Raw genomic sequence first — 12,387 nt, 5'->3', positions numbered from 1 at the left:
CTCCGTCCTGACGCGCTTCCTGATGACGCTCCCTGCCGCAGCCATCTCGTTCGTGTTCTCCTCCGCACCGGCCTTCGCCGACCTGAAAATCTGCAACCGCATGTCCTATGTCGTCGAGGCCGCGATCGGCATCGACGACAAGGCGGCGACCGCGACGCGCGGCTGGTTCAGGATCGACCCCGCCACCTGCCGCGTGGTGGTGCAGGGCACGCTCTCCGCCGACCGCATCCTGCTCAACGCCCGCGCGCTCGGCGTCTACGGCGCATCCCCGATCCCGCAGAACGGCAGCGACACGCTGTGCGTCGCGCAGGACAATTTCGTCATCGCGGCAGCGCGGCAGTGCCGCAGCGGCCAGACCCAAGCCGCCTTCACCCAGATCACCCCGACCCAAGGCGCGGACGGCAATTTCGTCGCCTATCTCGCCGAGGACTCCGAGTATGACGACGAGCAGGCCCGCCTCGCCGGCATCCAGCGGCTTTTGGTGATCGCAGGTTACGACGCCGCGCCGATCGACGGCGTCGACGGGCCGAAGACGCAAGGCGCGCTGGCCGCTTTCCTGAAGAGCCGCGGATTGTCGTCCGACATCCTGTCGTCGCCGAACTTCTTCAAGACCATGGTCGATGCCGTGCAGACGCCGTCTGCGACAGGCCTCACCTGGTGCAACGACACCGCGCACAAGGTGATGGCGGCGGTCGCCACCGACGACGGCAAATCGGTGACGAGCCGTGGCTGGTATCGCATCGACCCCAAGACCTGCCTGCACCCTGATGTGAGCGGCCAGCCGAAGCAGATATTCAGCTTCGCGGAAGCCATCGACGCCGATAACCGAATCGTCAAGCTGAAGGACAAGCCGCTGAACTGGGGCGGCGACAAGCAGCTTTGCACGCGCGAGACCAAGTTCGAGAGCAACGAGCAGACCGACTGCGGCGCGCGCGGTTTCGCGGCCACGGGCTTTAGCGCGGTGGACATGTCGAGCGGCGGCAAGACGCTGCGGTTTGCAATGCCGTGACGGGTGCTGTTGTGATGGTACCGGTGCCACGCACGCCGCTGTCGTCCTGGCGAAAGCCAGGACCCATTACCCCAGGATTGGATTTGGCGAAGAACGACGACCGCAGTGTCCCAATGATCGGTCACGGCGTATGGGTCCTGGCTTTCGCCAGGACGACGATTGAGGGTGGGGCGCCGCCGCGGTCAACGGATAGAGAGTGAAAATGACCTCCTCCCGCGCCTTTGCCCATATCGACACCTGGGTGTTCGACCTCGACAACACGCTCTATCCGCACCACGTCAATCTGTGGCAGCAGGTCGATGCGCGGATCACCGAGTTCGTTTGCAACTGGCTCAATCTGACACCGGTGGAAGCGCGCAAGATCCAGAAGGATTATTACCAGCGCTTCGGCACCACCATGCGTGGCATGATGACCCTGCATGGTGTACGCGCCGACGACTATCTCGCCTATGTCCACAAGATCGACCATTCCCCGCTGGAGCCGAACCCGGCCCTGGGCGAGGCCATTGCAAAACTGCCGGGACGAAAGCTGATCCTGACCAACGGCTCGGTCGATCATGTCGATGCGGTGCTGGCGCGACTCGGCTTTGCCACGCATTTCGACGGCGTGTTCGACATCATCGCCGCCGAATTCGAGCCGAAGCCGGCGCCACAGACCTACCGGAAGTTTCTCGCCGACCATTCGGTCGATCCGACCCGCGCAGCGATGTTCGAGGACCTCGCCCGCAACCTCACCGTTCCGCACGAGCTCGGCATGACCACGATACTCGTGGTGTCGGACGGCACCAAGCAAGTGGTGCGTGAAGATTGGGAACTGGCGGGCCGTGATGCGGCCCATGTCGACCACGTCACCGACGATCTGACTGGGTTTCTGCAGTCGCTCGCGATCGGCTGACCCCCGCAGCAACGCAGGAGCGACCGTGCCTCAGAAGCCGACAGACTTGGCTGCGATCGAATGGGAAGACCTGCGCTACTTCCTGCACCTGGCTCGCGAAAAAAGCCTCTCGGGTGCCGCACGAAAGCTGGGCACCACGCAACCGACAATGAGCCGGCGCCTCGAACTGTTCGAAAGCAAGCTCGGTGCGATCCTGTTCGACCGCCTTCCGTCCGGCCTTCGGCTCTCCGACACCGGACGGCAGATTCTCGATTATGCCGAGAGGATGGAGGACGCAGCACTGGCGGCGCAGCGGATCGCAGTCGGCAGCAGCGCTGGACTGACCGGAACGGTGCGCGTGACCTCGCCCGAATGGCTCGGGGCACGGATCCTCTCGCCTTTGCTGGCGAAGTTCTGCGCGGCGCATCCGACCGTCACCGTCGAGCTGGTTACTGACGCCGAGGCCCTGAGCCTCACGTGGCGGGAGATAGATGTCGCCCTACGCTTCGGGCGCTTCCAGCAGGACGGACTGATGCAGCGGAAGATCGGCAGCATTCCGTTCCAGCTTTATGCTGCTGCTGCCTATCTCAAGGCAAAGGGACCGCCCGATTTTTCGGACGGTGGCGCCGACGCTGCGCTCATTACAATGAACGCGGCGCTCGCCGAAAGCGTTGCGGAGACGAAGTGGCTGCGTCGCTATTTGCCGCAGGCACATGTTGGATTCTGCAGCAATAGCCGCGATGGTCAGGCCGCTGCGGCCGCCGCCGGCGCGGGGCTGGTTTGCTTGCCGACTCGGCTGGCCTCGGCCTATCCCACGCTTCGTTCGATCAAGACGCCGGCGCCCGTCCCGAGCCGCGAGCTGTGGCTGGGATTTCATCGCGACACCGGCAAGGTCCGGCGGGTTCGCGCCGTGGTGGACTTCATCGCGGGAGAATTCCGTCAATTCGCCTGACGCTTCGGCAAGCTGTATAGCGGCCATACGCCCATAGCTGATGGCTCCCGCGAGACCGCACGTCTATCTCTCGAGCTCGGCAACAACCCGCCGTTCGAGGAGAGAGACAATGATGATGGATTGGAGCGCCTATCGGAGCGACTTGCTGGCGCGGATCGGCGACATTGGTGCCCTAAGCCCGGCGACGCTGAAGGGCTATCGCGAACTTGGCGCGGCTGGCCCCCAGACAGGAAAGCTGGACGGAAAGACGCGCGAGTTGATCGCGCTGGCGGCGGCCGTGACCGCCCGCTGCGACGGGTGTATTGCGGTTCACGCCGCCGCCGCCGCACGTTTCGGCGCGAGCCGTGAGGAGCTCGCCGAGGCCCTCGGCGTGGCGATTGCGATCGGTGCGGGGGCGTCGTTGGTCTACTCGGCACGGACGCTCGAAGCGTTCGATGCGAGCCGGGCACCGAAGCCGGGCGAAGGCTGATCCGATGACGCAAACACCGCAACCTGTGGCCTTCTCCGGATGCGGTTCGGCCGCAAGCTCGTTTCAACGGTCGGTCACCTCTTCGTTGACCGTCGAAGAGGTGGTCACCCGCTTGAAGCAGGGAATCATTGCGGCAGACCTCTGGATCCTGCACGAGATCGACCCGCAAATGCTGCTCAGTCGTGGCGGCTTCGCCATCGGCCCCGCGCGTCAGGTCCTGTTTTTCCACCCACGCCTGATGTCGCGGCTGCTGACCGCCGATAGCGCGGCGCTGCTCGAGGCCCCCCTGAAGTTCGCCGTGATCGGCTTTCCAGACGGTCAAGCCGAACTGCGATGGCTTGATCCGGCTATGGCCTTCGCGCGCTACCGTTCACCGGCATTGACCGAACTCGGAAATGAGCTCGCCGGCCTCTGCGAGGGTATCGTGAACGGCATCGATCTCGCGGGCACATCAAAATAGCCGCCGGCCATGTCCCGGGCGCGTCCGAACGCGCCGGGACATGGCCGACTGCGTTCTTGACTCTCTCGCTCCAAGTCCCGAAAAAGCGATCCAAATTCCCCGCAAATGCTGCTCAAGGATCGCCAAATGTCCCTGTCCGTCCTCGAATCCACCATCAACGGCGCCTTCGAGGCGCGCGACGGCGTCTCGACCTCGACCAGGGGCGAGGTCCGCGAGGCCGTGGATCACGCGCTGGAGATTCTGGACAAGGGTGAGGCCCGCGTTGCCGAGCGCGGGGCCGACGGCAAGTGGAAGGTCAATCAATGGCTGAAGAAGGCGGTGCTGCTCTCGTTCCGCCTCAACGACATGGGCGCCATTTCCGGCGGCCCCGGCAAGGCGGCCTGGTGGGACAAGGTGCCCTCGAAGTTCGACGGCTGGGGCGAGAACCGCTTTCGGGATGCCGGTTTCCGTGCCGTCCCCGGCTCCATCGTGCGCCGCTCCGCCTTCATCGCCCGCAACGTCGTGCTGATGCCGTCCTTCGTCAATCTCGGCGCCTACGTCGATGAATCCACCATGATCGACACCTGGTCGACCGTCGGCTCCTGCGCGCAGATCGGCAAGCGCGTGCACATCTCCGGCGGCGTCGGCATCGGCGGCGTGCTCGAGCCGCTGCAGGCCGAGCCCGTGATCATCGAGGACGATTGCTTTATCGGCGCGCGCTCCGAGGTCGCCGAGGGCGTGATCGTGCGCAAGGGCGCGGTGCTGTCGATGGGCGTGTTCCTGGGGGCGTCGACCAAGATCGTCGATCGCGAGACCGGCGAGATCTTCATCGGCGAGGTGCCGGAATATTCGGTCGTCGTTCCCGGCGCGCTGCCCGGCAAGCCCATGAAGAACGGCCAGATCGGCCCGAGCACCGCCTGCGCCGTCATCGTCAAGCGCGTCGACGAGCGCACGCGCTCCAAAACCAGCATCAACGAGCTGCTGCGGGATTGATTCGCGGCACCAGCTGCCGTACGACACCGAGGGTCCATCGAACCCGCCCTCCCCCCATCGCGACCAACATCCGGGCGACCTTTCCCGCCCGGAGCCTTTGGAATGGACTGGATCTGGTATCTCTTCCGCTTCGACGGCCGCATCAACCGCGCGCTGCTGTGGCAGGCGCTGCTGCTCGTCATGATGCTGGCCTGCATGCTCGGGATGATCGACCAGGCCATCAAGGTGCTGAACGGGGCGGCAACTTTCGCCTTCAACTTCAAGGTCGACTTCGATTTCGGTGTCGACGACATCTTCAACGTGGTCGATCCCAGGGCCTATCGTCAGCTGGCTACGGCCGATCGCGCGACCCTCATCCTCAAAGTGTTCGGCACTTTGCTATTCCTGTGGATCTATCTCGCAACCGCGACCAAGCGGCTGCACGATCGCGACCGGAGCGGCTGGTGGCTGGTTCCGTTCTTCGTCGTGCCTGCGTTGTTCGACCAGTTCTCGGACCTGCTGCCCACCAATTCAAACTGGGTTCTTGCCGTCGCCTGGGCCGTGCACATTCCGTGGTTTTGGGGCCTCGTGGAAATGTTCATTGTGCCCGGCACCTCGGGCGACAACCGGTTCGGCCCCGATCCACTGGCCGTCCTTGAAGATGGCTCCGCGCCCGCACCTTCGACGAAAAGCTGGGACCAGCAGAGCGAGATCGAATTTGTCCCGCCCAGTGCTAGCCCACCCGGCGGCATGCATGTTAAGCGGGGCGCATGACCGATGCTCTCTCGATTGCCCGCGATCTCATCCGCTGCCCCTCGGTAACCCCCGCCGATGCCGGTGCACTGGGCGTGCTCGAAAAAGCCCTCAATGCGGCAGGCTTCACATGCCACCGCGTGACTTTCAGCGAGCCCGGCACCGCCGACGTCGACAATCTCTTTGCGCGGATCGGCACTGACGGGCCGCACATCACCTTTGCCGGCCACACCGACGTGGTACCGCCGGGCGACGAGAGCGCCTGGAGCGTCGGCGCGTTCTCGGGCGAGGTGAAGGACGGCTTTCTGCACGGCCGCGGCGCGGTCGACATGAAAGGCGGCATCGCCTGTTCGGTCGCCGCGGTGCTGGAGCATCTGGCCGCGAACGACGGCAAGCCGCGCAGCGACGGCAAAGGTTCGATCTCCTTCCTGATCACCGGCGACGAGGAAGACGTCTCCATCAATGGCACCATCAAGCTGCTGCAGTGGGCGGCCGAGCGCGGCGAAAAATTCGACCATTGCGTGCTCGGCGAGCCCTCCAATGTCGAGACCCTCGGCGACACCATCAAGGTCGGCCGCCGCGGCTCGCAATCCGGCACGCTGTATGTCGACGGCGTGCAGGGCCATGTCGCCTATCCGCACCGCGCCGCCAATCCGGTGCCTGATATCGCGCGGCTGATCGTGGCCATCTCGGACGAGCCGCTCGACCATGGTAGCGCGCAGTTCCAGGCCTCCAACCTCGAATTCACCTCGGTCGACGTCGGCAACACCGCCAACAACGTCATCCCGGGACAAGCGCGCGCAAAATTCAACATCCGCTACAACGACAACCACACTCAGGCGAGCCTGCGCGAGCTGGTCGAGATGCGGCTGACAAAAGCCTGCGGCAACCGCATTCGCGCCCGCATCGTCTGGGAGCCCTCGAACTCGAACGTGTTCGTGACCAAGCCCGGCCCGTTCACCGATCTCGCGGTGTCCGCGATCGAAGAAGTGACGGGCCGCAAGCCGGAGCTGTCGACCTCAGGCGGCACCTCGGACGCGCGCTTCATCTCAAGCTATTGCCCGGTGATCGAATTCGGCCTGGTCGGCCAGACCATGCACCAAATCGACGAACGCGTGCCGGTCAGGGACCTGGAGCGGTTGACCAAGGTGTATCGCGGGATTTTGGCGAGGTATTTTGGGTAGGCTCTTCCGCCTGCCCACTCCGCTGTCATCGCCCGACTTGATCGGGCGATCCAGTATTCCAGAGACGACAGTGACTGAGCCGAGAGGCCACGGCTACTGGATGCCCCGGTCAAGCCGGGGCATGACAGTGGGGGGATGTAGCGAGAGTACGCGCCCTCATCCCATCAGTAATCCACCTGCATCAGATACAGCCCGTCCGGCGGGGCGACGATGCCGCAGGCGGCGCGGTTGCGTGCGGCGAGCGCTGCGGAGAGATCATCGGCGGTCCAGCGGCCTTCGCCGACCCACATCAGCGACCCCACCATCGAACGCACCTGGCTGTGCAGGAATGAGCGCGCCGAGGTGACTATGGTGATCTCGCGCCCGTCGCGCAGCACGTCGAGCTGATCGAGCGTCTTCTCCGGCGACCTGGCCTGGCACTCGGTGTCGCGGAAGGTGGTGAAATCGTGCTTGCCGAGCAGGCGTTGTGCCGCCGCATGCATCGCATCGGCGTCGAGCCGGCGCGGCACGCGCCAGGCGTGGCCGGCATCGAGTGCGAGATTGGCGCGAGTGTTGACGATACGGTAGCGGTAGTGGCGCTTGATGGCTGAAAAGCGCGCCTCGAAACTATCAGGCACGATATCCGCTTCGAGCACCGCGACAGGATGCGGGCGCAGATGCGCATTCAAGCCGTCGCGAAAACGGCCCGGCGGAAACTGCTTGCCGACATCGACATGCGCGACCTGGCCGCGCGCATGCACGCCGGCATCGGTGCGGCCGGCACCATGGACGCGCGCATCCGCGCCGGTCATCGCCTTCACAGCGGCCTCCAACGCGCCCTGCACCGAGGGCAGCGTCTCCTGCACCTGCCAGCCGAAGAACGGCGCGCCGTCATATTCGATGGTGAGCTTGTAGCGGGGCATCTTGTCCAGTTTCGCTGTCATCGCCCGGCTCGACCGGGCAATCCAGTACTCCGCAGCCTATCCGTTCGACCGAGAAGCCTCGGCGTACTGGATACCCCGCCTTCGCAGGGTATGACAGCGTCAGGTGAATTTGGCGCCGGTCTTCAACGGCACGCCGCGCAGGAAGTCCGCGGCCTGCATGCGTGCCTTGCCTTCGCGCTGGAGCTCGATCAGACGGATTGCACCCTCGCCGCAGGCGATGGTGAGGTGATCGTCGAGCACCTCGCCGGGTGCGCCCGTGCCTTTCGCCAGCTCGCAGCGCAGGATCTTGACCCGCGCATTCTCAAGTTCGGCCCAGGCGCCGGGAAACGGCGACAGGCCGTGGATATGGCGCAGCACCTCGCGCGCGGGCCTGGTCCAGTCGATCCGCGCCTCGGCCTTGTCGATCTTGGCGGCATAGGTGACGCCGTCCTCGCTCTGCTGCTTCAGCTGAAGCCCGCCGCGCGCCAGCGCGGCCATGGCGCGCACCATCAGATCGGCACCGAGCCGCGACAGACGATCGTGCAGATCGAGCGCGGTCATGTTGTCCGTGATCGCGAGCCGTTCCGCCATAGCGACGTCGCCGGTGTCGAGGCCAACATCCATCTTCATCACCATCACGCCGCTCTCGGCATCGCCGGCCATGATCGCGCGGTTGATGGGAGCGGCACCGCGCCAGCGTGGCAGCAGCGAGGCGTGCAGGTTGTAGCAGCCGAGCTTTGGCGCATCGAGGATCGCCTGCGGCAGGATCATGCCATAGGCGACGACGACGGCCGCATCGGCGTCAAAGGCGCGAAACTCTTCCAGCGCCTCCGGCGTTTTCAAAGTCTTCGGCGTCAGCACGGGCACACCGAGCTTTCGCGCGGCCTCTTCCACCGGGGTCGGCTGCAATTGCAGCCCGCGCCGTCCGCCGGGCTTCGGCGCGCGCGTGTACACGGCCGCGATCTCGTGGCCATGCGCGACGAGCTCGAGCAGCGTCGGCACGGAGAAATCGGGCGTGCCCATGAAGATCAGGCGGAGGGGCATCGACAGAGAACCTCACTCCGCGCGCTTGGCGGCTTTCTCGAACTTCTTCAGCACGCGGTCGCGCTTGAGCTTTGACAGATAGTCGACGAACAGCACGCCGTTGAGATGGTCGATCTCGTGCTGGATGCAGGTGGCGTAGAGGCCTTCGGCGTCCTCCTCGTGCACCTTGCCGTCGAGATCGGTGTAGCGCACCCGCACCTTCGCAGGGCGCTCGACCTCCTCGTAATATTCGGGGATCGACAGGCAGCCTTCCTCGTAGACCGACAGGTCCTCCGAAGAGGCGATGATTTCCGGATTGATGAAGACGCGCGGCTCGGGCTTGGTCTCGCCGTCCTGGTCGGGCTTGGCGAGGTCCATGGTGATCAGCCGCAACGGCTGCGCGATCTGGATCGCCGCGAGCCCGATGCCGGGCGCGTCGTACATGGTCTCGAACATGTCGTCGGCAAGCTTGCGGATCTCCGGCGTGACCTTCTCGATCGGCTTGGAGACCAGACGCAGCTGCTTGTCGGGCAGGATGATGATTTCTCTGAGGGCCATGGCCGCGATTTAAGCCGCGCGTTCGATGCGGTCAATGCGGCCGGGAACCCCGTTAACCCTCCGCTAACCATAAAACTTCAGGTTTCGTTAACCATAAAAATTAACAGAGCATTTACCATAAATGTTCGCTATTCGTTCGTGTCTCGAAGCGAATCGGCTAGAAGCAGGGGCATGAACGAGATCATTTTCATGCTTGGCGACTGGCCGGTGCGCACCGTGGACGCGCTGATCGGCTTCGGCGCCCTGGTCCTTATCCTGCTGCTCGTGATTGCCGTCGTGATCGCGCGGTCAGGGCGGCGCGGCGCGGAACTCGCGATGGCCAACGCCATCCGCGCCGACGAGCTCGAGGAGCGCATCAGCCAGATGCTGCACGCCCAGAGCGAGGCTTCGGGGCGAGTCGACGCCATGACCCAGACGCTGGCCGGCCGCCAGGCCGACATGGCGCGCGCGGTCAACGAGCGGCTGGATTCGGTGACCCACCGCGTCGGCCAGTCCATGGAGCACTCGACCCGCAACACCATGGAGAGCCTGCACGCGCTGCACGAGCGGCTCGGCATCATCGACAGCGCGCACAAGAACCTCACCGACCTCACCACGCAGGTGACGACCCTGCGCGACGTGCTCGCCAACAAGCAGTCGCGCGGCGCCTTCGGTCAGGCGCGGATGGAAGCGATCGTCCAGGACGGTCTGCCGAAGGGCGCCTACGAGTTCCAGTTCACGCTCTCGACCGGCAAGCGTCCGGACTGCGTCGTGTTCCTGCCCGACCAGCGTCCGCTCTGCATCGACGCGAAATTTCCGCTGGAGGCGATGACCGCGCTGCATGATGCGCGCACCGACGAGGAAAAGCGCATCGCCACGCAGCGGCTGCGCGGTGACGTGATGAAGCATGTCAGCGACATCGCCGAAAAATATCTCGTCGCCGGCGAGACCCAGGAAATGGCGTTGATGTTCGTGCCGTCGGAATCGGTCTACGCCGAGATCCACGACGGTTTCGACGACGTGATCCAGAAGGCGTATCGCGCCCGCGTCGTGCTGGTGTCGCCGTCGCTTTTGATGCTCGCAATCCAGGTGATGCAGCAGATCATGAAGGACGCGCGCATGCGCGATGCCGCCGACCAGATCCAGACCGAAGTGATCAAGCTCGGCGACGACCTCGGCCGCCTGCGCGATCGCGTGCTGAAATTGCAGAAGCACTTTGCCGACGCGAACGAGGACGTCCGCCAGATCCTGATCTCCGCCGACAAGATCGAGAAGCGCGCGGGGCGCATCGAAGAGCTCGATTTCAGCAAGAGCGATGCCCCCGAAGCCCCGCATCTCGTGGCGACCGGCGCTGCCGAGTTGTTCCCGAGGAAGCTCCAGGCGGGGGAGTAGAATATAGAACACACTGTCGTCGCCCGGCTTGACCGGGCGACCCAGTATCCCAGAGACGGCAGATGGGCGGGCGCTGCTACTACGTGTACATTCTCGCCAGCAAGATGGGCGACACGCTCTACATTGGCGTAACGAACGATCTCATCCGCCGTGTGGCCGAACACAAATTGCAGTTAGTCGAGAGCTTCACGAAGGAATAGGGCGTTGTGAAGCTAGTCTATTTCGAGCAATTCGATGATCCCGAGAATGCGATAAAACGCGAGAAGCGCCTGAAAAAATGGACGCGCGCCTGGAAGATTGCGCTGATCGAGAAGGATAATCCCGATTGGAACGATCTCTATGCGGAGATCGCGGGCCCTCCATAACTCCGGCCTCTGGAATACTGGGTCGCCCGGTCAAGCCGGGCGACGACACCTCACTTGTGGCTCTCAGAATCTGCTAACACCACCCCATGACCGCACCCGACGCGACCTCCCCTGCCGGCCCCGGCACGGCCCCCACCTCCTGGCGTGACAGCCTTGCCGTTTACCTGCAGCCGCGGGTGCTGATCGTGCTGTTCCTCGGTTTCTCGTCCGGGCTGCCGCTGGCGCTGTCGGGCTCGACGCTGCTGGTGTGGATGCGGGAATCCGGCGTCGATCTCAAGACCATCGGGCTGTTTGCGCTGGTCGGCACGCCCTACACGCTGAAATTCCTTTGGGCGCCGCTGGTCGATGCGATGCATGTGCCGCTGTTCACGCGCGCCTTCGGGCGGCGCCGCGGCTGGCTGCTGTTCTCGCAATTGCTGCTGATCGCAGCGATCCTGCTGCTGGCGCTGACCGATCCCGCGCGCTCGCCGTTCTACGTCGCGCTCGGCGCATTGCTGGTGGCGACGGCCTCGTCGACGCAGGACATCGTGGTCGACGCCTTCCGCGTCGAGAGCCTGCCGGAGAGCGAGCAGGCCGCCGGCATGGCGTCCTATGTCGCGGCCTATCGCATCGGCATGCTGGTCTCGACCGCCGGCGCGCTGTTCATCGTCTCCGGCTTCGAGAGCACCGGCATCACCCGCACGTCCGCCTGGATGTGGGGCTATGTGGTGATGGCGGCGATGGTCCTGATCGGGACGATCACGGCGCTGGTCGCGACCGAGCCCGAGCAGTCATTGCGGGCGGAAGCCGCGACGCAGACGCAGACCGCGCTCGCGCGCGTGCTGCACGCGGCAATCGGCGCCTTCTCGGAATTCCTGACGCGCAAGGACGCGCTTGCGGCACTCGCCTTCGTCGTGCTGTTCAAGTTCACCGATGCCTTTTCCGGCACGATGACCGCGCCGTTCGTGATCGACCTCGGCTTCTCCCGCAACGACTATGCGGCGATCGTGAAGGGCGTGGGCCTTGCTGCGACTCTGATCGGCGGCTTTGCCGGCGGCTTCGTCGCGCGGCGCTATTCGCTTGCGACCAGCCTCTGGATCGGCGGCGTGGTGCAGGCGCTCGCGAACCTCTCCTTCTCCTGGCTGGCCTTCGTCGGCACCAGCCAATGGGCGCTCGCCTTCGCCATCACCTGTGAGAACTTCACCAGCGCCATCGGCACGGTGATCTTCGTCGCCTATCTTTCGGCGCTCTGCCAGAACCCGCTGCACACGGCGACGCAATATGCGCTGCTCACCGCGCTTGCCGCGGTGGGGCGGACCTATCTCTCGTCAGGCGCCGGCTTCGTGGCTGATACCACCGGCTGGCCGCTGTTCTTCGTGATCTGCATGCTGGTGGCGATCCCGAGCCTGGTGCTGCTGGCCTGGTTGCAGAAGCGCGGGCATTTTGATGCGCTGGGGCCGGTGCGGGTTTAGCGCAACGCCGTCATGGCCGGGCTTGTCCCGGCCATCCACGCCTTGCTACGCGGCGCCAAAAACGT

The 12,387-nt window shown here is 64.7% G+C and carries 13 protein-coding genes and 1 pseudogene; 11 read left to right on the top strand and 3 right to left on the bottom strand.

Annotation, left to right across the window (positions count from 1 at the left end; all coding sequences use genetic code 11):
- The first annotated feature begins 22 nt into the window (after positions 1-22).
- From IVA93_RS02355 to dapE, 8 genes are all read left to right on the top strand, one after another.
- Positions 23-1,009 carry a DUF1036 domain-containing protein gene (locus tag IVA93_RS02355; RefSeq protein ID WP_247453437.1) on the top strand — a complete coding sequence of 329 codons (987 nt, stop codon included), beginning with the start codon at positions 23-25 and terminating at the stop codon, positions 1,007-1,009.
- A gap of 202 nt (positions 1,010-1,211) precedes the next feature.
- Positions 1,212-1,904 (top strand): pyrimidine 5'-nucleotidase, encoded by a 693-nt coding sequence (locus IVA93_RS02350; protein ID WP_018453031.1) that lies wholly within the window; start codon positions 1,212-1,214, stop codon positions 1,902-1,904.
- A 25-nt stretch (positions 1,905-1,929) separates the two neighbouring features.
- Entirely contained in the window at positions 1,930-2,835 is a 906-nt protein-coding gene (locus IVA93_RS02345) for a LysR family transcriptional regulator (protein WP_247476623.1), read from the top strand.
- Between the two features lie 109 nt (positions 2,836-2,944).
- Positions 2,945-3,304 carry a carboxymuconolactone decarboxylase family protein gene (locus IVA93_RS02340; protein ID WP_018453029.1) on the top strand — a complete coding sequence of 120 codons (360 nt, stop codon included), beginning with the start codon at positions 2,945-2,947 and terminating at the stop codon, positions 3,302-3,304.
- A 4-nt stretch (positions 3,305-3,308) separates the two neighbouring features.
- Positions 3,309-3,764 (top strand): DUF302 domain-containing protein, encoded by a 456-nt coding sequence (locus IVA93_RS02335; protein ID WP_231189775.1) that lies wholly within the window; start codon positions 3,309-3,311, stop codon positions 3,762-3,764.
- A 126-nt stretch (positions 3,765-3,890) separates the two neighbouring features.
- Positions 3,891-4,736 (top strand): 2,3,4,5-tetrahydropyridine-2,6-dicarboxylate N-succinyltransferase, encoded by an 846-nt coding sequence (gene dapD, locus IVA93_RS02330; protein ID WP_026232441.1) that lies wholly within the window; start codon positions 3,891-3,893, stop codon positions 4,734-4,736.
- A 102-nt stretch (positions 4,737-4,838) separates the two neighbouring features.
- Positions 4,839-5,489 (top strand): DUF805 domain-containing protein, encoded by a 651-nt coding sequence (locus tag IVA93_RS02325; RefSeq protein ID WP_018453026.1) that lies wholly within the window; start codon positions 4,839-4,841, stop codon positions 5,487-5,489.
- Entirely contained in the window at positions 5,486-6,652 is a 1,167-nt protein-coding gene (gene dapE, locus IVA93_RS02320; protein ID WP_018453025.1) for a succinyl-diaminopimelate desuccinylase, read from the top strand. The genes IVA93_RS02325 and dapE overlap by 4 nt, the downstream gene beginning before the upstream one ends.
- A 164-nt stretch (positions 6,653-6,816) precedes the next feature.
- Here the strand turns inward: dapE and truA are convergent, their stop codons facing one another.
- The 3 genes from truA to def all read right to left on the bottom strand — a co-directional run bounded on the left by truA (position 6,817) and on the right by def (position 9,135).
- Positions 6,817-7,554 carry a tRNA pseudouridine(38-40) synthase TruA gene (truA, locus tag IVA93_RS02315; RefSeq protein ID WP_026232440.1) on the bottom strand — a complete coding sequence of 246 codons (738 nt, stop codon included), beginning with the start codon at positions 7,552-7,554 and terminating at the stop codon, positions 6,817-6,819.
- 120 nt (positions 7,555-7,674) lie between these two features.
- Positions 7,675-8,598, bottom strand: a complete 924-nt coding sequence (fmt, locus tag IVA93_RS02310; protein ID WP_018453023.1) for a methionyl-tRNA formyltransferase — start codon at positions 8,596-8,598, stop codon at positions 7,675-7,677.
- 12 nt (positions 8,599-8,610) lie between these two features.
- Complete coding sequence (def, locus tag IVA93_RS02305) at positions 8,611-9,135, bottom strand: peptide deformylase (protein ID WP_007597693.1); 525 nt, start codon at positions 9,133-9,135, stop codon at positions 8,611-8,613.
- A 171-nt stretch (positions 9,136-9,306) separates the two neighbouring features.
- Here def and IVA93_RS02300 point away from each other — a divergent pair, with 171 nt between their 5' ends.
- From IVA93_RS02300 to IVA93_RS02290, 3 genes and pseudogenes are all read left to right on the top strand, one after another.
- Complete coding sequence (locus IVA93_RS02300; RefSeq protein ID WP_018453022.1) at positions 9,307-10,506, top strand: DNA recombination protein RmuC; 1,200 nt, start codon at positions 9,307-9,309, stop codon at positions 10,504-10,506.
- Between the two features lie 62 nt (positions 10,507-10,568).
- Positions 10,569-10,871 (top strand): annotated as a pseudogene (locus IVA93_RS02295) (GIY-YIG nuclease family protein).
- A gap of 86 nt (positions 10,872-10,957) precedes the next feature.
- Positions 10,958-12,322 carry an AmpG family muropeptide MFS transporter gene (locus IVA93_RS02290; protein WP_018453019.1) on the top strand — a complete coding sequence of 455 codons (1,365 nt, stop codon included), beginning with the start codon at positions 10,958-10,960 and terminating at the stop codon, positions 12,320-12,322.
- The last annotated feature ends 65 nt before the right edge of the window (positions 12,323-12,387 follow it).

The sequence above is a fragment of the Bradyrhizobium sp. 155 genome (assembly GCF_023101105.1).
Classification (GTDB): domain Bacteria; phylum Pseudomonadota; class Alphaproteobacteria; order Rhizobiales; family Xanthobacteraceae; genus Bradyrhizobium; species Bradyrhizobium canariense_D.
The sequence above is the reverse complement of the archived record's forward strand: the minus strand, read 5'-3'. Positions and strand labels throughout refer to the sequence as shown.